Source organism: Saccharopolyspora sp. CA-218241 (assembly GCF_050954615.1).
GTDB classification, from domain to species: domain Bacteria; phylum Actinomycetota; class Actinomycetes; order Mycobacteriales; family Pseudonocardiaceae; genus Saccharopolyspora; species Saccharopolyspora cebuensis.
In genome coordinates this window covers 4769391-4791498 of sequence record NZ_CP191860.1, presented here as the reverse complement: position 1 = coordinate 4791498, position 22108 = coordinate 4769391, and the positions used below count along the sequence as shown (strand labels likewise).

At 70.8% G+C, this 22108-nt stretch carries 24 protein-coding genes and 1 pseudogene; 19 read left to right on the top strand and 6 right to left on the bottom strand.

Features of this window, described 5'->3' with window-relative positions; genetic code table 11:
• The first annotated feature begins 2 nt into the window (after positions 1–2).
• From ACQP0T_RS22785 to ACQP0T_RS22770, 4 genes are all read left to right on the top strand, one after another.
• The gene (locus tag ACQP0T_RS22785; protein WP_345367661.1) at positions 3–923 is read left to right on the top strand and encodes a F0F1 ATP synthase subunit gamma; all 921 of its coding nucleotides are present in this window, start codon (positions 3–5) and stop codon (positions 921–923) included.
• 1 nt (position 924) lies between these two features.
• Positions 925–2358, top strand: coding sequence for a F0F1 ATP synthase subunit beta (gene atpD / locus ACQP0T_RS22780; protein ID WP_345367663.1), 1434 nt, complete (start codon positions 925–927; stop codon positions 2356–2358).
• Between the two features lie 176 nt (positions 2359–2534).
• Positions 2535–2900 carry a F0F1 ATP synthase subunit epsilon gene (locus ACQP0T_RS22775; RefSeq protein WP_433869895.1) on the top strand — a complete coding sequence of 122 codons (366 nt, stop codon included), beginning with the start codon at positions 2535–2537 and terminating at the stop codon, positions 2898–2900.
• 12 nt (positions 2901–2912) lie between these two features.
• The gene (locus ACQP0T_RS22770) at positions 2913–3359 is read left to right on the top strand and encodes a DUF2550 domain-containing protein (protein ID WP_345367666.1); all 447 of its coding nucleotides are present in this window, start codon (positions 2913–2915) and stop codon (positions 3357–3359) included.
• 260 nt (positions 3360–3619) lie between these two features.
• On the opposite strand, the gene ACQP0T_RS22765 is transcribed toward ACQP0T_RS22770, so the two are convergent.
• Entirely contained in the window at positions 3620–3952 is a 333-nt protein-coding gene (locus ACQP0T_RS22765) for a DUF4190 domain-containing protein (protein ID WP_433869894.1), read from the bottom strand.
• A gap of 114 nt (positions 3953–4066) precedes the next feature.
• On the opposite strand from ACQP0T_RS22765, the gene ACQP0T_RS22760 reads away from it, so the two are divergent.
• Positions 4067–4537 (top strand): GNAT family N-acetyltransferase, encoded by a 471-nt coding sequence (locus ACQP0T_RS22760; RefSeq protein WP_433869893.1) that lies wholly within the window; start codon positions 4067–4069, stop codon positions 4535–4537.
• Between the two features lie 33 nt (positions 4538–4570).
• Here the strand turns inward: ACQP0T_RS22760 and ACQP0T_RS22755 are convergent.
• Positions 4571–5142, bottom strand: a pseudogene (locus tag ACQP0T_RS22755) (cob(I)yrinic acid a,c-diamide adenosyltransferase).
• A gap of 353 nt (positions 5143–5495) precedes the next feature.
• On the opposite strand from ACQP0T_RS22755, the gene murA reads away from it, so the two are divergent.
• On the top strand, positions 5496–6752 hold the full coding sequence (murA, locus tag ACQP0T_RS22750) for a UDP-N-acetylglucosamine 1-carboxyvinyltransferase (RefSeq protein ID WP_345367672.1): 1257 nt from the start codon (positions 5496–5498) through the stop codon (positions 6750–6752).
• 2 nt (positions 6753–6754) lie between these two features.
• Here murA and ACQP0T_RS22745 read toward each other — a convergent pair whose 3' ends face one another.
• The gene (locus ACQP0T_RS22745) at positions 6755–7288 is read right to left on the bottom strand and encodes an NUDIX domain-containing protein (RefSeq protein ID WP_433869892.1); all 534 of its coding nucleotides are present in this window, start codon (positions 7286–7288) and stop codon (positions 6755–6757) included.
• 185 nt (positions 7289–7473) lie between these two features.
• Here ACQP0T_RS22745 and nucS point away from each other — a divergent pair, with 185 nt between their 5' ends.
• A complete protein-coding gene (nucS, locus tag ACQP0T_RS22740; protein WP_345367676.1) occupies positions 7474–8133 on the top strand; it encodes an endonuclease NucS in 660 nt (219 codons plus the stop codon).
• 57 nt (positions 8134–8190) lie between these two features.
• Here nucS and ACQP0T_RS22735 read toward each other — a convergent pair whose 3' ends face one another.
• Positions 8191–8343: a hypothetical protein gene (locus ACQP0T_RS22735; protein WP_433869891.1), complete on the bottom strand. Its 153-nt coding sequence runs from the start codon at positions 8341–8343 to the stop codon at positions 8191–8193.
• A 317-nt stretch (positions 8344–8660) separates the two neighbouring features.
• On the opposite strand from ACQP0T_RS22735, the gene ACQP0T_RS22730 reads away from it, so the two are divergent.
• The 6 genes from ACQP0T_RS22730 (at position 8661) to dhaM (ending at position 14861) form a co-directional block, all read left to right on the top strand.
• Positions 8661–10343, top strand: coding sequence for a sodium:solute symporter family protein (locus tag ACQP0T_RS22730; RefSeq protein WP_433869890.1), 1683 nt, complete (start codon positions 8661–8663; stop codon positions 10341–10343).
• A 16-nt stretch (positions 10344–10359) separates the two neighbouring features.
• Entirely contained in the window at positions 10360–10632 is a 273-nt protein-coding gene (locus tag ACQP0T_RS22725) for a hypothetical protein (RefSeq protein ID WP_433869889.1), read from the top strand.
• Positions 10633–10792: 160 nt separating this feature from the next.
• Positions 10793–12304 (top strand): aldehyde dehydrogenase family protein, encoded by a 1512-nt coding sequence (locus ACQP0T_RS22720; RefSeq protein ID WP_433869888.1) that lies wholly within the window; start codon positions 10793–10795, stop codon positions 12302–12304.
• Positions 12305–12535: 231 nt separating this feature from the next.
• Positions 12536–13531, top strand: a complete 996-nt coding sequence (gene dhaK / locus ACQP0T_RS22715) for a dihydroxyacetone kinase subunit DhaK (RefSeq protein WP_433869887.1) — start codon at positions 12536–12538, stop codon at positions 13529–13531.
• A 20-nt stretch (positions 13532–13551) separates the two neighbouring features.
• Positions 13552–14181 (top strand): dihydroxyacetone kinase subunit DhaL, encoded by a 630-nt coding sequence (gene dhaL / locus ACQP0T_RS22710; protein WP_433869886.1) that lies wholly within the window; start codon positions 13552–13554, stop codon positions 14179–14181.
• Complete coding sequence (gene dhaM / locus ACQP0T_RS22705) at positions 14178–14861, top strand: dihydroxyacetone kinase phosphoryl donor subunit DhaM (RefSeq protein ID WP_433869885.1); 684 nt, start codon at positions 14178–14180, stop codon at positions 14859–14861. Before dhaL ends, dhaM begins: the two co-directional genes overlap by 4 nt.
• A gap of 58 nt (positions 14862–14919) precedes the next feature.
• On the opposite strand, the gene ACQP0T_RS22700 is transcribed toward dhaM, so the two are convergent.
• On the bottom strand, positions 14920–16095 hold the full coding sequence (locus ACQP0T_RS22700; RefSeq protein WP_433873818.1) for an IS30 family transposase: 1176 nt from the start codon (positions 16093–16095) through the stop codon (positions 14920–14922).
• A gap of 300 nt (positions 16096–16395) precedes the next feature.
• On the opposite strand from ACQP0T_RS22700, the gene ACQP0T_RS22695 reads away from it, so the two are divergent.
• The 4 genes from ACQP0T_RS22695 to ACQP0T_RS22680 all read left to right on the top strand — a co-directional run bounded on the left by ACQP0T_RS22695 (position 16396) and on the right by ACQP0T_RS22680 (position 19396).
• Positions 16396–17361 (top strand): hypothetical protein, encoded by a 966-nt coding sequence (locus ACQP0T_RS22695; RefSeq protein WP_433869884.1) that lies wholly within the window; start codon positions 16396–16398, stop codon positions 17359–17361.
• A gap of 43 nt (positions 17362–17404) precedes the next feature.
• Entirely contained in the window at positions 17405–17713 is a 309-nt protein-coding gene (locus ACQP0T_RS22690) for a hypothetical protein (protein ID WP_369774692.1), read from the top strand.
• A gap of 45 nt (positions 17714–17758) precedes the next feature.
• Complete coding sequence (locus ACQP0T_RS22685) at positions 17759–18508, top strand: alpha/beta hydrolase (protein ID WP_433869883.1); 750 nt, start codon at positions 17759–17761, stop codon at positions 18506–18508.
• 114 nt (positions 18509–18622) lie between these two features.
• Positions 18623–19396, top strand: coding sequence for an alpha/beta fold hydrolase (locus tag ACQP0T_RS22680; RefSeq protein WP_433869882.1), 774 nt, complete (start codon positions 18623–18625; stop codon positions 19394–19396).
• A 3-nt stretch (positions 19397–19399) separates the two neighbouring features.
• Here ACQP0T_RS22680 and ACQP0T_RS22675 read toward each other — a convergent pair whose 3' ends face one another.
• Positions 19400–20860: a M protein gene (locus tag ACQP0T_RS22675; protein ID WP_433869881.1), complete on the bottom strand. Its 1461-nt coding sequence runs from the start codon at positions 20858–20860 to the stop codon at positions 19400–19402.
• Between the two features lie 180 nt (positions 20861–21040).
• On the opposite strand from ACQP0T_RS22675, the gene ACQP0T_RS22670 reads away from it, so the two are divergent.
• Both ACQP0T_RS22670 and ACQP0T_RS22665 read left to right on the top strand, forming a co-directional pair.
• Positions 21041–21424, top strand: coding sequence for an SPW repeat protein (locus tag ACQP0T_RS22670; protein ID WP_433869880.1), 384 nt, complete (start codon positions 21041–21043; stop codon positions 21422–21424).
• Positions 21425–21519: 95 nt separating this feature from the next.
• Positions 21520–22053 carry a TetR/AcrR family transcriptional regulator gene (locus ACQP0T_RS22665; protein WP_433869879.1) on the top strand — a complete coding sequence of 178 codons (534 nt, stop codon included), beginning with the start codon at positions 21520–21522 and terminating at the stop codon, positions 22051–22053.
• Positions 22054–22108 lie beyond the last annotated feature (55 nt).

The window sequence follows — 22108 nt, the reverse complement described above, 5'->3', positions numbered from 1 at the left end:
CCATGGCTCAACTTCGGGAACTCCGGAATCGCATCCGGTCGATCTCGTCGACCCGGAAGATCACCAAGGCGCAGGAGCTCATCGCGACCTCGCGCATCACGAAGGCGACGGCCAGGGTCGAGGCGGCGCGTCCGTACGCGGACGAGATCACCAACGTGCTCACCGCCCTGGCCGACCAGAGCACGCTGGACCACCCGCTGCTGACCGAGCGCTCCAACCCCAAGCGGGCCGGGGTGCTGGTGGTCACCAGCGACCGCGGGTTCTGCGGCGGCTACAACGCCAACGTGATCCGCGCGGCCGAAGAGCTGCAGTCGATGCTGCGCGAGCAGGGCAAGACCCCGGTGCTGTACGTGATCGGCCGCAAGGGCGAGTCGTACTACCGCTTCCGGGAGCGGCCGATCGAGGCGAGCTGGTCGGGCTTCAGCGACTCGCCCGGCTACGGCGACGCCGCCGACGTCGGGGAGCACCTGGTCAAGGCGTTCCTGGCGGGCGCCGACGACTACCTCGACGACGGTGGTCCGGACGGTACGCTGGGGGTGGACGAGCTGCACATGGTCCACACCGAGTTCGTCTCGATGCTCACGCAGGCCCCGGTGGTCCGGCGGATCGCCCCGATGGAGGTCGAGTACGACTCGGGGACGACGCTCAAGTCGGGGTACGACTTCGAACCCGATGTCGAGACCCTGTTCGCCGCGCTGCTGCCCAAGTACATCAAGACCCGGTTGTTCGCGGGCCTGCTGGACGCGGCGGCCTCCGAGCACGCCGCGCGCCGGACGGCGATGAAGTCGGCCACCGACAACGCCGACGAGCTGGTGCGCACGCTCAGCCGCGAGGCCAACCAGGCACGCCAGGCCCAGATCACCCAGGAAATCAGCGAGATCGTCGGTGGAGTCGAGGCGCTCTCGTCAGCAGGAAGTGAGTGACATGACCGCTACTGCCACCAGCACCGCGACGGGCACGGGGCGCGTCGTCCGCGTCCTCGGCCCGGTCGTGGACGTCGAGTTCCCGCGCGACCAGGTGCCGGACCTCAACAACGCCCTCACCGTGGACATCACCGCTGAGGACATGGCCAAGACCCTCACCCTGGAGGTCGCCCAGCACCTGGGTGACGCCGTGGTGCGGACCATTTCGATGCAGCCCACCCAGGGCCTGGTGCGCGGCGTGGCCGTCGCCGACACCGGCACCGGCATCTCCGTCCCGGTCGGCGACATCGTCAAGGGCCACGTGTTCAACGCGCTGGGCCACTGCCTCGACGAGCCGGGCTACGGCTCGGACGCCGAGAAGTGGGAGATCCACCGCAAGGCCCCGAGCTTCGACAAGCTCGAGGGCAAGACCGAGATGCTGGAGACCGGCATCAAGGTCATCGACCTGCTCACCCCGTATGTCCAGGGCGGCAAGATCGGCCTGTTCGGCGGTGCGGGTGTCGGCAAGACGGTGCTCATCCAGGAGATGATCCGCCGCGTCGCCAAGAACTTCGGCGGCACCTCGGTGTTCGCCGGCGTCGGCGAGCGCACCCGCGAGGGCAACGACCTCTGGGTCGAGATGGCGGAGTCCGGCGTGCTCGCCGACACCGCCCTGGTGTTCGGCCAGATGGACGAGCCGCCGGGGACCCGCATGCGGGTCGCGCTGTCCGCGCTGACCATGGCGGAGTATTTCCGCGACGTCCAGAACCAGGACGTGCTGCTGTTCATCGACAACATCTTCCGGTTCACCCAGGCGGGCCAGGAGGTGTCCACCCTGCTGGGCCGGATGCCCTCCGCCGTGGGTTACCAGCCGACGCTGGCCGACGAGATGGGTGAGCTGCAGGAGCGGATCACCTCGACCCGGGGCCGCTCGATCACCTCGATGCAGGCGATCTACGTCCCCGCGGACGACTACACCGACCCGGCGCCCGCCACGACGTTCGCCCACCTGGACGCCACCACCGAGCTGGCCCGGTCCATCTCGCAGAAGGGCATCTACCCGGCGGTGGACCCGCTGACCTCCAGCTCCACCATCCTCGACCCGGCGATCGTCGGCGACGAGCACTACCGGGTGGCCCAGGAGGTCAAGCGGATCCTGCAGAAGTACAAGGAGCTGCAGGACATCATCGCCATCCTCGGCATGGACGAGCTGTCCGAAGAGGACAAGGTGACGGTGCAGCGGGCGCGTCGCATCGAGCGCTACCTGTCGCAGAACTTCTTCGTGGCCAAGCAGTTCACCGGCCAGGAGGGCTCCTTCGTCTCGCTGAAGGAGACCATCGAGGCCTTCGACAAGCTCTGCCGCGGCGACTTCGACCACTACCCGGAGCAGGCGTTCCTGTCCATCGGTGGTCTGGAGGACCTGGAGCAGGCCTACAAGAAGCTCACCGAGAGCTGAGCTCACCGGTCCCCGCCGCGCTTCGGTGCGGCGGGGACCGCGCATCGGGGTCGGGGCCGCAGGGGCCCCGACCTTCGTGCACCGGGCCGACGTCGTCCGCGGCGGGCCCGGCCAGTCACGATCGCCCGGCAGGCATTGGCTAGACTGCGGGCAGACACCCGACAAAGGAGACGCGCGTGGCCAACATGTCCGTCCAACTGGTCGCCGTCGAGCGCCGCCTGTGGTCCGGGGAGGCGACTTCGGTGGTCGCGCAGACCACCGAAGGCGAGATCGGCATCCTGTCCGGGCACGAACCCGTCCTGGGTCAGCTCGTCGAGGGCGGCGTCGTCCGGATCACCACGCCCGAGAAGGAGACCGTCACCGCGGCGGTCCACGGCGGATTCCTGTCGGTCACCGGCGACGGCGTGAGCGTGCTCGCCGAGGAGGCCGAGCTTTCCACCGAGATCGACGTCAGCCAGGCCAAGGCCGACGTCGAGAGCGAGGACGAGCAGGAACGGGCACGAGCGCGGACGCGGTTGCGGGCAGCGGGCCAGTCGGCCTGACGGGGCACCCCGATGGGCTCCCTGGTCGTGTGGTCCGCGGTGATCGGGCTGGCGCTGCTGTTCGGCGCGGCGCTGGTCGTCACCACGCTGGCGTGGCGACGCCTGCGCGAACTGCGCGTCGGGGGGATCGACGTCGCCCTCCGCGACACCAGGGACGACCGGGGCCGGGGCTGGCACCTCGGCGTCGCGCACTACCGGGGCGAGGAGTTCGCCTGGTATCGCGTGCTGAGCCTGCGATCGGGCCCCAACTGGGTGGTCAACCGGCGCGAGGTCGAGATCGTCCAGCGCCGCGAGCCCTCCGTGGCCGAGAGCTACGCGATGCCGCCCGGCGCGACCGTCCTCGACCTCACCGGGCGATCCTCCGAGCTGGAGCTCGCAATGGGCGCGGACGCCCTCACCGGGTTCCTGTCCTGGCTCGAGTCCGCTCCGCCCGGGCGATCGGTGCCCTGGGCGTCCTGATACCGGCCGCACACCACGAGCGGGGTCTGCCGACCCCGCTTTTTTCTTGCCCGGATGGCAGCAGGGTCGCCTTTCTGTCACTGGTGACAGCAGGGGAACTTTCCTCTCACTGGTGACAGCAGGGTCGCCTTTCTGTCACCGATGGCCACGGGGATGCTCATGTGCCACTGGCGGAGCAGCGGGACCTTCCTGCGACTCATGACAGCAGGGGAACTTTCCTCTCACCGGTGACAGGAAGGTTCCCCTGCTCGCATTCGCCGTCAGCCGGGCAGCAGTGGGTGGGCGTGGGTGACGACGGCGAGCGAACCGGAGACGGCGACTCCGGCGATGAGGGCCACGGCGGACAAGCACAGGCCCGTGATGGCCAGCCCCCGCGAGCTGTCCGGCCGGGTGCGCAGGCCACCGAGGGCGATGACGCCGAAGATGCTGCCGATCACGCCGAGGACCACGGCGAGCACCGAGGTGACGATGAGGAAGCAGCAGAACAACCCGATGACGCCGAGCACGACCGCGGTGACGGCGGCCCCGTTGGAACGCCGCTGCTCTGGTTCGGGTGTGCCGTCCGGGCGAGGTTCGTCCGGGTAGGCCGACATGGTCCCCTCCTCGACGTCGGGGTGTCGCTGACTGTCGCATGCGGAGCTGCTGTGCGCAGCCCGGACGCTTCCTGGCGGGTCGGGCGGGGAAGAGCCACCGGTACACTCCGCGAGGTGCTCATCACGCCCGTCGACTACGACCACGAGGACGCCCAGCACCTGATCGACGAGGTGCAGCAGGAGTACGTCACCCGCTACGGCGCTCGCGATGTCACGGTGGTCGATGCCGACGACTTCCGCCCGCCGAACGGGCTCTTCCTCCTCGGGTACCTCGAAGGTCGACCGGTCGCCTCCGGATGCTGGCGCACGGCGGATCCGTCCGATCCCGCGCTGCAGGACGGCGACGTCGAGATCAAGCGGATGTACGTCGTGCCCGAGGCGCGCGGTCGCGGGGCGGCGCGCGCGATGCTGGCCGAGATCGAACGCACCGCTGCGCTGGCCGGCGGCAAGCGGTGCGTGCTGGAGACCGGGACCCAGCAGCCGGAAGCCATCTCGCTGTACCGGTCGTGCGGGTACGAGCGCATCGACGGGTTCGGTCCGTACCACGACGATCCGCTCAGCCGGTGCTTCGCCAAGGAGATCTAGCGGGGCCCGCCCGCACACGGGCCCCGGACCGGGTCAGGCGTTGCCGCCCGGCTTCCACAGCACGTCGCCGTCCGGGTTGGCGACCCTCGCCAGGATGAACAGCAGGTCGGACAACCGGTTGAGGTACTTCGCGGGCAGTTCAGCCGTGTGCTCGCCGTCCGCGGCGAGCAGCGCCCAGGCCGAGCGCTCGGCGCGGCGGGCGACGCAGCGGGCCTGGTGCAGCAGTGCGCCACCCGGGGTTCCCCGGGGAGGATGAACGAGTCGAGCTTGCCGAGCCGCTCGTTGAACCGGTCGCACCAGCCTTCGAGCCGGTCGACGTAGCCCTGGTCGATCCGCAGCGGCGGGTACTTCGGTGCCTCCGCGAGCGGGGTGGACAGGTCCGCGCCCACGTCGAACAGGTCGTTCTGCACGGCCCGCAAGACCTCGACCACGTCCTGCTCCAGCTCGGCGGTGGCCAGGGCGACACCGATCACCGAGTTCGTCTCGTCCACGTCGGCGTAGGCGATCAGGCGTGGGTCGGTCTTGTGCACCGTGGAGTTGTCGGACAGGCGGGTCGTGCCGCCATCACCGGCCCGCGTGTAGATCTTCGTCAGGTGGACTGCCATGCCCGACACCCTATGCGGCCCGGCGCGCCCGGGTGGGGTGTGAGCAGGGGAACCTTCCTGTCACAGGTGGGAGGAAAGTTCCCCTGCTCGCAGCCCTCGTGACGTGGTGGCGGTCGCGCTCGGCGAAGGTCGTCCGCCGCCTCCTGAGCCGAATCCGCGCGGCTGTGCGCAGGTGTTTCGCCGCGTTCTGCTCGGGCGGGTCGGTCCGCGGCGTGGTGGGTGGCAGCAGGGGAACCTTCCTGTCACAGGTGGGAGGAAAGTTCCCCTGCTGCCACTTCGGCCCGGGACGGGGCCGGTGGTGCGGGCGGGCCCGGCCCGACGGAGACGGAGCTCAGCCCGTACGCTCGGTGCTCGTGAGTGAGCACTTCCGGGTACACGGTGGCGCGCGACTGGTCGGTGAAGTCGACGTGGTCGGCGCGAAGAACAGCGTGCTGAAGCTGATGGCGGCGGCACTGCTGGCCGAGGGCACGACGACGATCACCAACTGCCCGGAGATCCTGGACGTCCCGCTGATGGCCGAGGTGCTCCGCAGCCTCGGCTGCGAGGTGTCCATCGACGGGACCACGGTGTTCATCACGACCCCGGCCGAGATCAGCCACGAAGCCATTTCGCCGTCGATGGGCAAGCTGCGGGCGTCGGTGTGCGTGCTCGGTCCGCTGGTGGCCCGTTGCCGCCGTGCGGTGGTGACCCTGCCGGGTGGCGACGCGATCGGCTCGCGTCCGCTGGACATGCACCAGAACGGCCTCCGGCAGCTCGGTGCGACCAGCCACATCGAGCACGGTGCGGTGGTCGCGAGCGCGGAGAACCTCAAGGGCGCGCAGATCTGGCTGGACTTCCCGAGCGTGGGCGCGACCGAGAACATCTTGATGGCCGCCGTGCTCGCCGAAGGCACCACCATGATCGACAATGCCGCGCGGGAGCCCGAAATCGTCGACCTGTGCGTGATGCTGCAGCAGATGGGTGCCCAGATCGAGGGCGCGGGCACCTCGACGCTCACGGTGCACGGCGTGCCTGCGCTCAACGCGGTCGAACACCGGGTAATCGGCGACCGCATCGTGGGCGCGACCTGGGCTTTCGCCGCTGCGGCGACGCGGGGGGACCTCTCGGTGCGCGGCGTGGATCCGAGCCACGTGAACCTGGTCCTGGAGAAGCTGCGCAGCGCCGGTGCCGAGGTGGCCGTCGACGACAACGGTTTCCGGGTCGACATGGGGCGTCGACCGACCGCGGTGGATTACGTGACGCTGCCCTACCCGGGCTTCCCGACGGACCTGCAGCCGATGGCGTTGGCCCTGTCAGCGGTGGCCGACGGCACCTCCATGATCACCGAGAACCTCTTCGAGTCGCGCTTCCGCTTCATCGAGGAACTGGTCCGGATGGGAGCTGACGCTCGCACGGACGGCCACCACGCCGTGGTGCGCGGGCTCGACCGGCTCTCCAGCGCCCCGGTGTGGGCCACCGACATCCGCGCGGGGGTCGGGTTGGTGTTGGCCGGGCTGTGCGCCGACGGCGTGACCGAGGTCTGGGACGTCTTCCACATCGACCGGGGCTATCCGAACTTCGTCGAGAACATGCGCGATCTCGGTGCCGAGATCGAACGCGTCGTCGACTGACCTCAGAGCTGCTGCTCGTGCAGCCGGAGCAGCAGGTACGCGGCGATCGATTGCGCGTCGGTGACCACGCCGGTGCGGATCATCCGCTCGAACTCGTCCCGGTCGAACCAGGCGGCCCGCATGTCCTGCTCCTCGGCTTCGCGCTCGTGCTCACCCGCGGTGAGCCCGGTCGCCAGGAAGGCGCGCCCGCGCTGGCTGGTGAGTCCGGGCGCCACGTCGAGGGTGCCGAGATCGGTGAAGTGCTCGGCGCGCAACCCGGTCTCCTCGCGCAGCTCGCGCGCGGCGAGTTCGGCCACGGGCACGTCGGCGCGGTCCGGTGCCGTTCCCTGCGGGAACTCCCAGCGGCGCAGCCCGAGCGGGTACCGGAACTGCTCGACCAGGTGGAGCCGCCCGGCCTCGAGCGGGATGACGAGGGCGTAGTCCGGCTTGTCCACCACGCCGTAGACGCCCGGTGAACCGTCGGCGCGCCGGACCTGGTCTTCGCGCACGGTCATCCAGGGGTTCTCGTACACCTCGCGGGTGCTCGTCTGCTCCATGCGGTCATCGTGCCGGACGCATGAGCCGCCGCACGGGTGGGAGGAAGGTTCCCTTGTTGCCATGGGTGACAGGAAGGTTCCCCTGCTGTCATGCGTGACAGGAAGGTTCCCCTGCTGCCATCCCGGCAGGTGCTCGCCGGGGGGATGGTGCGGGCCCGGAGATCGGCGTCCGTACCCTGTGCCGGGTGCGACTCGTCATTGCCCGCTGCCAGGTCGACTACATTGGGCGGCTCACCGCGCACCTGCCGATGGCGCAGCGCCTGCTGCTGGTGAAGTCCGATGGCTCGGTGTCGGTGCACTCGGACGACCGGGCTTACAAGCCGCTGAACTGGATGAGCCCGCCGTGCTGGCTGATCGAGGACCCGGGCGTGTGGACGGTGCAGAACAAGGCCGGCGAGAAGCTGGTGATCAGCCTGGACGAGGTGCTGCACGATTCCCGGCACGAGCTCGGCGCGGAGCCCGGCCTGGTCAAGGACGGGGTGGAGGCGCACCTGCAGGAGCTGCTGGCCGAGCACGTGACGACGCTCGGTGACGGCTGGTCGCTGGTGCGGCGGGAGTACCCGACGGCGATCGGACCGGTGGACCTGATGTGCCGGGACTCCTCGGGCGCGAGCGTGGCGGTGGAGATCAAGCGGCGCGGTGAGATCGACGGGGTCGAGCAGTTGACCCGCTACCTGGAGCTGCTCAACCGCGATCCGCTGCTGGCCCCGGTGACGGGCATCTTCGCCGCGCAGCAGATCAAGCCGCAGGCCCGGACGCTGGCCGAGGACCGCGGCATCCGTTGCGTGGTCCTGGACTACGAGAAGCTGCGCGGGATCGAGCCCGACGAGTACCGGCTGTTCTGAGCCCGCGGATCCGGCGGGGCCGCCGAGTCCCGCGCGGGCGTCGAGGCGGGAGCCTCGTCAGGTCACCAGCCGCCGCCCGGGGCGTCGGGTGCGCAGTCGCCGGGCGAGGGCCTCGGCGGCGCGGTGCAGGAATCCGTCGGGTTGGTTGCCGCCTCTGGGCGGCGGTTCGTTGAGCCCGTGGCTGATGGCGAGATCGATTCGTGCATTCACGGCTCGGCCCCCAGTCGTCGCGCGTGTACGCCTGATCATGTTACCGCCGGGTTTTCCCACGTCGACGCCTTGAGCGCGCATACCACTCGCATGGACCCGCGCACTGCTCCGACCGCGCGCGCCGGGGAGGTCGTCGAGCTCGCCGGGTGACGACGCTCCGGCGCCACCCGGCGAAGCGCGCCAACCCGACCTACTGTCCGATCCAACGAATTGATATCGGCTCGAGGTGGGCGGTTCTTCTGTGCGGTACTGTCCGTCTGCTGTCGCAAGAGTGGTGATTCACGTTTGACTTTGTTGGTTCTGGAGGTGGGGTAGCAGTGGATGTGCTAGCCCAGGAGCAGTTGAGGCTCGACGCGGGTGTCGTCGACTACGTGCTGCTGGCGATCTACTTCGCGTTCGTCCTCGGGATCGGCTTCCTGGCCCGCCGTTCGGTCTCCACCAGCCTGGACTTCTTCCTCTCCGGCCGTTCGCTGCCGGCGTGGGTGACAGGTCTGGCGTTCATCGCGGCGAACCTCGGGGCGATCGAGATCATCGGCATGTCGGCCAATGGCGCCGAGTACGGCATGCCGACCATGCACTACTTCTGGATCGGCGCGGTCCCGGCGATGCTGTTCCTCGGCGTCGTGATGATGCCGTTCTACTACGGCTCGAAGGTCCGCAGCGTTCCGGAATTCATGCTGCGCCGCTTCGGCAAGCCCGCCCACCTGGTCAACGGCATCAGCTTCGCGCTCGCCCAGGTCCTCATCGCGGGCGTGAACCTCTACTTGCTCGGCAGCATCGTCAACGTGCTCCTGGGCTGGGAGCTGTGGCTGTCGGTGCTGGTCGCGGCGCTGATCGTGCTGTCCTACATCACGCTCGGCGGGTTGTCGGCGGCGATCTACAACGAGGTGCTGCAGTTCTTCGTGATCGTGGCGGCGCTGCTGCCGCTGACCCTGGTCGGGTTGCACGAGGTCGGCGGGATCTCCGGCCTGGTCGACAGGGTCTCGGCCAGCCCCGGCGGGGCGGAGCAGCTCAGCGCCTGGCCGGGCACCGAGCTGACCGGGTTCACCAACAACATCCTCAGCGTGGTCGGGATCGTCTTCGGTCTGGGCTTCGTGCTGTCCTTCGGCTACTGGACCACCAACTTCGTCGAGGTCCAGCGCGCGATGGCGTCCAAGAGCATGTCGGCCGCCCAGCGCACCCCGATCATCGGCGCCTTCCCGAAGCTGCTGATCCCGTTCATCGTGATCATCCCGGGCATGATCGCCGCCGTCGTGGTGCAGGACCTCGCGGTGTTCAAGCAGACCGGCGAGGGTGCCGTCGACTACAACGACGCGCTGCTGCTGCTGATGCGCGACCTGCTGCCCAACGGCATCCTGGGCGTCGCGCTGGCCGGTCTGCTCGCTTCGTTCATGGCGGGCATGGCGGCCAACCTGAGCTCGTTCAACACGGTGTTCACCTACGACATCTGGCAGTCCTACGTGGTCAAGGACCGGCCGGACGACTACTACCTGAAGATGGGCCGCTGGGTGACCGTCGGCGCCACCTTCGGTGCGGTGGGCACCGCGTTCATCGCGGCGGGCTACGAGAACCTGATGGACTACCTCCAGCAGTTGTTCTCGTTCTTCAACGCGCCGTTGTTCGCCACGTTCATCCTCGGCATGTTCTGGAAGCGGATGACGCCCACGGCGGGCTGGGTGGGCCTGGTGCTCGGCACCGTGTCCGCGGTCGCGGTGTTCGCGCTGGCCGAGACCGGCGTGCTGAACCTGCCCGGTCAAGGCGCCAGCTTCGTCGGTGCCGGGGTGGCGTTCGTGGTGGACATCGTGGTCAGCGTGGTCGTCAGCTACGCGACCCGGCCCAAGCCGGTGACCGAGCTGACCGGTCTGGTGTACTCGTTGACGCCGAAGGCGTCCCGCACCGCGTCGTCCACCGGCGAGGACGCCGGCTGGTACCGCAAGCCGGGACTGCTGGCCGGGATCGCACTGCTGATCACCATCCTGCTCAACATCATCTTCGGATGACGCCAGGAGGCATCCCATGACCGCTGAAACCCGCCGTTCGGGACACCGCGCGGGCGCCTTCGACGTCCGCTCGGTCATCGCCCTGCTGTTCGCCATCTACGGGGTGGTCCTGACCATCGTCGGCCTGGTGCAGTCGCCCGCGGCGACCGAGAAGGCCGCGGGCATCAACATCAACCTGTGGTCCGGCATCGGCATGATCGTGTTCGCGCTGATCTTCGTGGTGTGGACGAAGTTGCGGCCGATCGTCGTGCCCGACGAACCGGAGGAGTCCGACCCGGCGCAGCAGTGATCGGAACTCTCGACCGGCGCCCCCGCTGAACCGGCGGGGGCGCCGTCGTGCGTTCGCACCGCGGGCGCTGAACGGCGGGGAACGCGACGGGGTTCCGGAGGTTGCGCGGTTCCGTAAGCTTCGCGATGACAACGAACGATGTAAAGGTGGGAGGCCGGCCATGACCCAGACCGCCCGACGCGACGTCGACCCGTCCACCGGGGAGGCCGCGCCCCCCGCCTTCGAATCCCTCGATCCGCGCACCGGTGAGGTCGTCGGCCGCCACCCGATCCACGACGAGGCCGACGTCGCGGCGGCCGTGCGCGAGGCCCGCCAGGCGCAGACCGCGTGGGCCGAGCTCGGGTTCGCCATCCGCAAGCAGCACCTCGACGCGTGGCGCCGGATGCTCGCCCGGCGCCTCGACGAGATCGCCGGGCTGGTGTGCGCCGAGACCGGCAAACCGCTCGACGACGCCAAGCTCGAACTCGTCCTGGTCATCGACCACCTGCACTGGGCCGCGGCCAACGCCGAGAAGGTGCTCAAGCGGCGCAAGGTCCCCGCCGGGTTCCTGATGGCCAACCAGGCCGCCACCGTCGAATACCTGCCGCTCGGCGTCGTCGGAGTCATCGGGCCGTGGAACTACCCGGTGTTCACCCCGATGGGTTCCCTCGCGTACGCCCTGGCCGCGGGCAACGCCGTGGTGTTCAAGCCCAGCGAGCTCACCCCCGGTGTCGGCGCCTGGCTGGCCCGCAGCTTCGCCGAAGCGGTGCCCGATCACCCGGTGCTGCACGTCGTCACCGGGTACGGCGAGACCGGCGCCGCGCTGTGCACCTCCGGCGTCGACAAGATCGCCTTCACCGGGTCCACCGCCACCGGCAAGCGGGTGATGGCCTCCTGCGCCCAGAGCCTCACCCCGGTGCTCGTCGAGTGCGGGGGCAAGGACGCGCTCATCGTCGACGTCGACGCCGACCTCCCCGCCGCGGCCGAGGCCGCCGTGTGGGGCGCCATGTCCAACGCCGGGCAGACCTGCATCGGCGTCGAACGCGTCTACGTCGTCGACGCCGTCGCCGACCGGTTCCTCGAGCTCGTCACCGAGCGGGCCCGCAAGCTCCGGCCCGGCGGCGAACCCAACGCCCACCTCGGGCCCATCACGATGGCCTCGCAGGTCGACGTGATCCGCGGGCACATCGACGACGCGCTGCGCGGCGGTGGGCGGGCCGTGGTCGGCGGCGAGCACTCCGTGCGTCCACCGTTCGTGGAACCCGTCGTGCTCACCGACGTCGCCGCCGACTCCGAAGCCATCACCGAGGAGACCTTCGGTCCGACGATCGTCGTGCAGCGGGTCCGCGACGCCGACGAAGGCGTGGCGCAGGCCAACAGCTCCCGCTACGGGCTCGGCGGCACGGTGTTCTCCCGGTCGCGCGGGCTCGAGCTGGCGCGCAGGCTGCGCTCCGGGATGGTCTCGGTCAACTCGGTGATCTCCTTCGCGGCCGTGCCCGCGCTGCCCTTCGGCGGGGTCGGCGACTCCGGGTTCGGACGCATCCACGGCGCGGACGGGCTGCGCGAGTTCACCCGCTCCCAGGCCGTCACCCGCGCCCGGTTCGCGATGCCGCTGAACCCGATGAGCTTCGGCCGGTCCAAGGGCACCGTGCGGCGGCTCGTGCGCCTGGTCCGGCTGATGCGGGGGCGTTGAGGGGCAGGTGGCAGCAGGGGAACCTTCCTGTCATCTCCGGTCGGTGGGAAGCCGGTCCGGTCGGTGGCAGTAGGGGAACTTTCCTCTCACCGGTGACAGGAAGGTTCCCCTGCTGCCACCCCGTGCGGATGCGAGGAGGGCAACCTTGCATGCACAGTTGATCGAGGGAACCCTCGGCGTCCGTACCGGCGGACGCCCCGATCCGCTCAGCCCCGGCAAGGAGGCCTTCGGGTGAAGAAGATCATCAACGACCCGGCCGACGTGGTCGTCGAATCGCTGCGCGGTATGGCCGCCGCGCATTCCGATCTGATCGCGGTGTCCTTCGACCCGGCGACCATCGTGCGCGCCGACGCGCCGGTCACCGGTCGGGTGGCGGTGATCTCCGGAGGAGGTTCGGGGCACGAACCGCTGCACGGCGGCTTCGTGGGCTCCGGGATGCTGGCCGCCGCCGTCCCGGGTGCGGTGTTCACCTCGCCCACGCCGGACGCGGTGCAGGCCGCGATCGGTGCCGCGCACGGCGGTGCCGGCGTGCTGCTGGTGGTGAAGAACTACACCGGCGACGTGCTCAACTTCGAGACGGCGGCCGAGCTCGCCGGGGTCGACGGCCTCGACGTGCGCACCGTGGTCATCGACGACGACGTCGCGGTGAAGGATTCCACGCACACCGCCGGACGTCGCGGGGTCGGCGGCACCGTGCTGCTGGAGAAGATCGTCGGCGCGGCCGCGGAGCGCGGATCCGATCTGGACACCTGCGAGCGGTTGGCCCGGCGGATCGTCGACCAGGTCCGCTCGATGGGGCTGGCGCTGACCGCCCCGACCGTCCCGCACGTCGGGGAGCCGAGCTTCGCGCTCCCGGCCGACGAGATGGAGCTCGGCATCGGCATCCACGCCGAACCGGGACGGGCGCGGGTTCCCGCGGCTTCGGCGGACGAGGCGGTGCGGGCCCTGCTCGACCCGATCCTGGAGGATCTGCCGTTCGCCGAGGGCGACGACGTCCTGCTGTTCACCAACTCGATGGGCGCCACTCCGCTGATGGAGCTCTACCTGGCGCACGGCATCGCCGAGCGGCTGCTCGCCGAACGCGGCATCCGGGTCCGCAGGCGCCTGGTCGGCCCCTACACGACGAGCCTGGAGATGCAGGGCATGAGCCTGACGCTGCTCAAGCTCGACGACGAACTCACCGAGCTGTGGGACGAGCCGGTCCGCACCGCGGCGCTGTGCTGGTGACCGGAGGAACGGGTGGATTGATGGGTTGTACGGCACAGAACGTGATCGAGGCGCTGCGCGCCGGGGCGGAATCGATCGCCGAGCACCGCGACGAGCTGGTCGCTCTGGACCGCGAGATCGGCGACGCCGACCACGGGGAGAACATGGACCGCGGATTCCGCGCGGTGGTCTCCGCCGTGACTTCGACCCCGCCGGAAACACCCGGCGCGGTGCTCAAGTCGGCGGCGACGGTGCTGATCTCCACCGTCGGCGGTGCGTCGGGCCCGCTCTACGGCACGGCCCTGCTGCGGGCCGCGTCGGCGGTGGGTGACGCCGCCGAGCTCGACGGTGCGGGAGTGGCGAAGGCGCTGGAGGCGGCCTCGGGCGGTGTGGTGGCCCGGGGCAAGGCCGTCGCCGGGGACAAGACCATGCTCGACGCGCTGTCCCCGGCAGTGGAGGCGGCCAAGGCGGCCGCCGATTCCGGAGCCACCCCACGAGAGGTGCTCACCGCAGCCGCGGAGGCCGCGGCGGAGGGCGCGCGGGGGACCGGCGAACTCGTGGCGCGCAAGGGCCGGGCGTCGTACCTGGGCGAGCGCAGCGCCGGGCACGTCGATCCGGGAGCCCGGTCGACGGCGCTGCTGCTGGCCGCATTCGCGGGGGCGGTCGCGTGAGCGTCGGACTGGTGATCGTCTCGCACAGCGCCGCCCTCGCCGAAGGGGTGGTGGAACTGGCCGCCCAGATGGCGCCGGACGTGGTGGTGGTCGCGGCCGGTGGGCTGCCCGGCGGCGGTATCGGCACCGACTACGAGCGGGTGTCCGCAGCGTTGTCCGACGCCGACAGCGGGGACGGCAGCGTCCTGCTCTACGACCTCGGCAGCGCGCAGATGACCGCGGAACTGGTCGTCGAGATGCTCGGTGACCCGAACTCGGCCGTCGTCGCGGACGCGGCCCTGGTGGAAGGCGCCGTCGCGGCGGCCGTCGCGGCGCAGGGCGGTGCCGATCTGCGGGCCGTGGCCCGCGCCGCCGAAGCCGATCCGCGGCAGAGCCCCCGCGCCGAGGACGGCGACGAACTCGGCGGTCCCGCCGAGGAGGTCAGGGAAGAGCTGGAGCTGACCAACGACGTCGGCCTGCACGCCCGACCGGCCGCGCTGCTCGCCCGGTCGCTGACCGGGCTGCAGGCCGAGGTGCTGATTTCGCTCGGCGAGCAGGAAGCCGATGCCGCCAGCGTGCTCGGGCTGATGGGGCTGGGCGCCCGCAAGGGCGACCGGATCGTGGTGCGCGCCACCGGGCCGGACGCCACCCAGGCAGTCGCTCGCATCCGCGAGCTGGCCGAACGCCACTTCGACGAGTAGCGACCTCTCGGGAACCCCCGGTCTCCGGTGGATTCCAGGGGTTGTTGCAACACCGCTGCTAGTTGGTGTTGGTGAGTAGCGTAGCGAGACGCTCGGCTGGGGTTTTCCAGCCGAGCGTTTTGCGTGGACGGCCGTTGAGTTCGGCGGCGACGGCATCCAGGTGCTCGCGGCTGTGGATGCTGAGGTCGGTGCCTTTCGGGAAGTACTGGCGCAGCAGGCCGTTCGTGTTTTCGTTCGAGCCGCGTTGCCAGGGTGAGTGCGGATCGCAGAAGTAGACCGGGATGCCAGTGGCCAGGGAGAACTCGCGGTGCAACCCCATCTCCACGCCCTGGTCCCAGGTCAGCGACCGGGTCAGGTGCTCAGGCACTCGCCGCATGGTGCGGATGAGGGCATCGCGAACAGCCACGGCGTCGCGGCTGCCCGACAGGTGCATGAGCATGACGTAGCGGGTGCTGCGTTCGACCAGGGTGCCGATCGCCGAACCGCTGTCCCGGCCGATGATCAGATCGCCTTCCCAGTGGCCGGGCACGGCCCGGTCAGCGACTTCGGCCGGCCTCTGGCTGATCATCAGCATAGGATGGGTGAACCGGGGAAGTCGCTGGTCAGGCTTGCGGTGGGGCTTGCGTATCGCCCGGCCGGTGCGCAGCGCCTTGGCCAGCTCACGCCGTAGCTCGCCGCGGCCCTGGACGTAGAGCGCCTGGTAGATCGTCTCGTGAACCACGTGCATCTCCTGGTCATACGGGTAGTCCTGGCGGAGCATGGTCGCGATCTGTTCCGGACTCCACTTGCGGTTCAACCCGTCCTGAATGACCGCTCTGAGCTGCGGAGTCGTGTGGATCTTGCGTGGTTTGGGCCGTTTGCGGCGCGTTTTCGCACGTCGATGCGCTGAGTGAGGCCGGTAAGACCACCGGCGAGCATCGCCCCGCAGCGGCATCCCATTGCGGCGGATCTCCCGGCTGACCGTCGACGGTGCGCGCCCCAGCTCCTGGGCGATGGTGCGGATCGACGCCCTCTCCCGCCACCGGTCGGCGATGTGAACCCGCTCGTCCTCGCCTAGGTAGCGCGAGGACCCGCGTACCTCGATCGACCTGCCCGAACGAGAAAGAGCCACGGGACCGGCCGCATCAGCCGGAACCCGTGGCCTCTTCTTACGTCCGTCCGGTCGCCCGTGACGCCATTCCCGCCCGGTCCGCTCATTCACACCGACGAGCGCGCACGCCTGCCGGTTGCTCAACCCCTGCCGCACAAGATCAAGATAGGCAGCCCGCTCCTCGTGGAGCTTCTTGCCTCCCTGCGGCTTGCGGTCCTTGCGGATCTCGAAGTCCATCGCATCCCCGGAACCCGGGTGTTGCAACGACCACTAGAACCCAAGTCCGTTGATCGGGGGTTCCGTCGTGCGTGCGGGGATGGCAGCAGGGGAACCTTCCTGTCACCGGTGGCAGCAGGGGAACTTTCCTCCCACCTGTGACCGGAAGGTTCCCCTGCTGCCACGCCGGAGCGGATCCGGCCCCGGCGGCGGGGTTAGGCTGGGTCGGTGCCGAAGCGGGTCCGCCTCCTCCGCCTGCCGCTCGTCCTGGTGTGGCTGCTCGCCGTCGTGGGGGGCTGCACCCCGCCCGGCGAGAAGGTGGTCGCTGAACCCGCCGGGGCTGCGGAGATGCTCGGCGATCTGCGCACGGTGGATCCGTGCACGCTGACCGACCCCGCCGCTCTCGCCCACGTCGGCGTCGCCCGGTCGGCGGCGACGGTGTCCCTGGACTACTGCCTGCTGCATGTGGAGCTCCCGGACGGCTCGCTGGCGCAGCTCAGCGTCGGGGAACTGGAGCGGGTGCCGCCGGGGCCGCCGAGCGGGCCGGTGCGGCAGCACGGCGCGCTGCGCCTCCGCCACGACGCCCCGATCCCGGGCCACTGCGCGCGCCCGCTGCTGTTCGGCGACGGGATCGCGATGAACGTCAGTGCCGATCTGCTCAGCGGCGACCCGGGAGCCGGGCTGTGCGGGGTGGCGCAGGCCGGGGCCGAGTTCGCCGCCGAGGTGGTGCAGCGCGGCGAGGTGGGGCACCACCGGTTCCCCGCCGACTCGTTGGCGCTGGTCGATCCGTGCGCGGTGCTGGATACCGCGGTGGTGGCCCAGGTTCCGGGCCTGGCCGACGCCGAGCCCGTCTCCGCCCCGGCTCGGCACCAGTGCCGCTGGGGCGAACCCGCGGCCGACGCACCGCGGATCCAGTACTCGCACACGGCTGGCGCACCGCCGACCGTGCTGCACGGCGCGGCCGTGGAGGAGGTGATCGCGGGTCGGCGCACCGTCCTCAGCGTCGTCGGGGGCGACCCGAGCGTCCCGCTGTGCTCGGCGGAGACGGCGCACCGCCCCTTCGGTGATCCCGCTTCCGGTCAGGTCGAGGTGGCCATGCTGGTCGTCGCCGTACCGGGGGAGACGGGGATCGACGCCTGCGAGTACGCGCGCGGCCTGGCCGCCGCCACCTGGCCGCGACTGCCCGCGGCCTGACCGCCGCGCCACCGCACCGCGACCCGCGAGCTACCGTGGTCGGGTGCCACGACGCAACCGCCCCCGGCGTCCGAGGGGAGCCGACACCACCACCCGGTCGATGGGTACCGGGTTCGGCTGGTCGCGCGTCGAGCAGGCCGCGGACGGCGAGTGGATGGTGCGGACCGTGCCCGCGGCGCAGGCCACCAAGCACTACCGCTGCCCCGGCTGCGACCACGAGATCCGGCCCGGCATCGCGCACGTGGTCGCCTGGCCGGGGGCTGAAGAGGGCGGGGTCGGCGATCGCAGGCACTGGCACAACGGGTGCTGGAACGCGCGCAGCCGTCGTGGGCCCACCCGGCGCTGGTCCTGAGGCCGCGGCGACCGGAATCATCCGTTCGTGGCAGTATCTGAGGCGATGAGCACCGAGATCCGCGCCAACACCGTGCTCCCGGCCCACCGGGAACCGATCACCCTGCACACCGCGGACGACCTGGAGCTGATCGGCGAGCTGTCGGTGCCGCAGGACCGGCCGCCCCGGGCGACGCTGGTCTGCCTGCACCCGCTGCCCACCCACGGCGGCATGATGGACTCGCACCTGTACCGCAAGGCCGCGTTCCGGCTGCCCGCCCTGGCCGACCTCGCCGTGCTCCGGTTCAACACGCGGGGGACCGCCAGTGAGGCCGGGCGCAGCCAGGGCACCTTCGACCACGGCAACGCCGAGCGCCACGACGTCGTCGCCGCCCTCGAGTACGCCGAGTTCCACGACCTGCCGCACGTGTGGCTCGTCGGCTGGTCGTTCGGCACCGACCTGACCCTGGTGCACGGCCTCGATCCGCTGGTCGAAGGCGCGGTCCTGCTGTCCCCGCCGCTGCGGTGGAGCACCGAGGAGCACCTCCGGGCGTGGGGCGAGTCCGGCAAGCCCGTGCATGCGCTGATCCCCGAGCACGACGACTACCTGCAGCCCGACGAGGCGCGGCAGCGGTTCGCGCCGATCCAGCAGGCACGGGTCGTCGGCTTCCCGGACACCAAGCACCTGTGGGTCGGCAAGGCGGAAGCGGCGCTCGACGCGATCGTGCAGGCGGTGGTGCCCGAGGTGCCGACGCCGCTGCCGCGCACCTGGGACGGGCCGTCGGAGACCCGCCAGGTCACCATCGTCGACTCCTGACCGCCTCGGGCTCCGGCGCGCTGGTGGCAGCAGGGGAACTTTCCTGTCACCGGTGGCAGGAAAGTTCCCCTGCTGCCACCGGCACCCAGCCGCCACGTCCGGCAGGATGGGGGCGTGCATTACGTCGAATCCGGCGCTGGAACGCCGCTGGTGCTGCTGCACGCCTTCCCGGTGGACGGGCGGATGTGGGACGAGGTGCGTCCGCGGCTCGACTCCCAGGTCCGGGTGATCGCACCGGACGTGGGCGGGCTCGGCGCGTCCGCGGCCGAGGTCGACGAGCCGGGGATCGACATCGCCGCCGCCGGGGTGCTGGGACTGCTGGACCGGCTGGAACTCGACCGGGTGGTGCTGGGCGGCTGTTCGATGGGCGGCTACGTGGCGATGGCGCTGCTGCGCGCCGCACCGGAGCGGGTGGCGGGGCTGCTGCTGGCCGACACGAAGGCGGTGGCCGACGACGCGGACCAGCGGGCGAACCGGTTGTCGGTGGCCGAGCGCGCCGAGCGGGAGGGCACCGCGGGCTGGCTGGCGGAGAGCAGCGCGGCGAACCTGGTCGGACGCGCCTCGCACGACCAGCGCCCGGAGGTCGTGGCGCGGGTGCGGGGGCTGATCGAGGACCAGCCCGCGGCGGGGGTCGCCTGGTCGCAGCGGGCGATGGCGGCCCGGCCGGACAGCACGGCGGTGCTGCGCTCCTTCACCGGTCCGGCGCTGGTCGTCGTGGGTGCTGAGGACGTCCTGACCCCGCCCGCGGCCGCGCAGGTGCTCGCCGACGCGGTTCCCGGCGGTGAGCTGGTGGTGCTCCCGGAGGCGGGCCACCTGCCTCCGGTGGAGACGCCGGAGGCCTTCGCCGCGGTGGTGCGCACCTGGCTGGAGCGCACCGGCCTCGGCTGAGGCTCAGCTCTTCTCGACGCGGGTGGCGCTGTGGCTGCGCTGCGGCTGCTCCTCGGGCACCGGTAGCTGGATGCGCCGGGTGGGCTCCTCCGGGTTGTAGCCGGGCATCTTGTCGCGGCGGATCTTCTCGGTGGGCCCGTCGTTGGCGGTCTTCCCGGACTCGTCCGCGGTCTCGGCGGGTGCGGCCTGGTCGGGCCGGTCGGCGGCGACGGCCCCTTCGGCGTCCTTGCGGGCCTGCTCGCGGGCCTCGGCCGCGGTCTCGCGGAGCTTGGCCTCCTCGGTGTCCTCCTGGGCGAGCCGCTCCAGCAGGGGCGTGGTTTGGCCGAGCAGCCCGGCCGCGTCGCGGAGCTTGGCGGCGACGGTGTCGCGCAGCTCGGTGAGCGAGTGCACGTGCTCGTCGGCCTTGGCCAGCCGCCGCTGGCACTCCTCGGTGGTGGCGCCGAGGCGGCGTTCGGCGTCCGCGCGGGCCTCGTTGACCAGGCGCTTGCTCTCCCGCCGGCCGTCGTCGATGACCCGGGTGGCCTCCTCGGTGGCCTCCCGGACCATGGTGGTGGCCTTCTCGGTGGCCGCGGCGATCCGTTCCTCGGCCTCGCGGGTGCTGTCCGCCTCCCGCTTCTCGGCCGCGGCGATGCTGTCCTTCTCGCGCTTCTCGGCGGCCTCGGTGGACTCGCGGGTGAGGGTGTCGACCTTGGTCTTGGTCTCCTGGGTGAGGCGGTTGGCCTCGTCGGTGGCCTCGCGGACCCGGCGGTGCGCCTCGGTGGTGCCCTCCCGCAGTCGCCGGTTGGCTTCTTCGGTGGCCTCGCGGACGCGCCGCTCGGCTTCGTTCTTGCTGGTGGTCTCCTGCTCGGCGAGCAACCGCATGGACTCGGTGCGCCGGGCCGCCATGGCGATCTCGAAGTCCTCCTCGACCTGGGTGCGCCGGGCCTCGGACTCCTGGTCGGAGCGCTTGCGGTTCTCCTCGGCCTCGCGGGTGATCCGCTCCGCCTCGGCCTTCGCGCCCTCGATGAGGGTGCGGTGCTCGGTCTCCATCTCGCTGCGTCTGCTGTCGAGCTCGGCGATGAGCTGCTCGTAGCGGGTGCGCAGGGAGCCCGCCTCGGCTTCGGAACGCCGCCGGACCTCACCGGCATCGGCTTCCGCGCGGGAGCGGATGTCGTTGGCCTCGTCCTGGGCGAGGCGCAGCATCCGCTGCAACCGCTCGCTGAGGCCCTCCAGCGTTGTCGGCGGCTTGGCGAGGCGTTCCACCTGCCCGCGCAGGTTCTCGACCTCGGAGCGGGCCGCCTCCAACTGCTTGGAGAGGTCACTGGCCTGCGACACGGCGGCATCGCGGTCCGAGGTGAGGATCCGGATGTCGGCGTCGAGGCGCTCCAGGTGTTCGTCCACCTGTGCGCGGTCGTACCCGTTCTTCCGAGCGAGGTCGAAGCCGGAGCCCAGTGGCAGCAGATCGCGGTCGTCGGCAAGGCCCATGCTCCCCAAGCTACCTGCAAGACGACGTCCGCGTGCAGCGCGCACCCCGTCTTCCGGGGCTTTTTCTGTGGTGGTCGTCGCCCGCACGAGGGGACCAAAGGCCCGGTCGCGGCGTCTTGACCGGTCGGCCGACCAAGCGAACCCTGGAACTTGTCCGACACCCTCGTGGAGGTGATCGACGTGGCTGAGTCGAACGGTTCGACCACGAAGCCGTGGGTCCGCTGGCAGGACTGGCTCGGGGTGGTGCTGGGCGCGTACCTCGTCCTGTCGACCCTGTGGACCACCACCAACGGCGGTGCGCTGTCGGCGATGATCGTGCTCGGTGCGCTGCTGGTGATCGCCAGCGCCTGGTCGCTGGCCATGCCGAGCTCGATGACCAGCGAGTACGTCCACATGGCGTTGGGCGTGCTGATGTTCATCGCACCGTGGGTCCTGGGTTACGCGGACCTGACCGGTGCGGCGTGGACCTCCTGGATCGTCGGCGCGCTCACGGTGCTCGCGGGGGCCGCCGCCTTGCCGGAAGCCGGCTCGATGCACCGGCGGGGCATGGCGGGCCAGCACTGATGACAGCCGCCCGGGCGGTGCCGCGCCGTCCCGGGCTCCGCACGACCGCGCGGCCGAAAGGTCGCGCGGTCCCTTCCCCGAGGAGGGGAGGGGCGATGTCGCACGATGCGCGGCAGCGCATCCTCACCGCGGCGGGCGAGCTGTTCGCCGAACGCGGTTTCGATGCGACGCCGACGTCCCGGATCGCCGAACGGGCCGGAGTCCCGAAGGGCTTGATCCACTACTACTTCCGGCGCAAGCAGGACCTGCTGACCGCGCTCGTCGAGGGGCTGCCGGAGCCGGCGGTGCCCGACGTGGCGGTGCGCGGTGATCTGGCGGGCAGCCTGCGGCGCTTGGTGCGCGAGTTCGACGCGCGGCCGGTGGCCCGGGTGCTGTGGCGGGAAGCCGACACCCACGCCGCCGTGCGCGACGCGTCGCAAGGCCGGTTCCGCCTCCTGGTGGAGCAGATCCGCGCCGTGATCGCCACCGCGCTGCCCGTCCGAGGAGGTGATGCCGACGTCGACGCGGCGGCGTTGCTGCTGGCCCGGGCGCTGCACCAGCGCGCGGGGAACAGCTGCGGCGGAGGCTGCGGGCTGGACCGGGAGATCGGGTTCATCGCCCGCGCCTTGCGGCGGACCCGCCCGGCGTGACCCACGTGCATCCTTGTGAAAGTCCTTCCACCGCTGAACAATCTCCCTGTCGGCG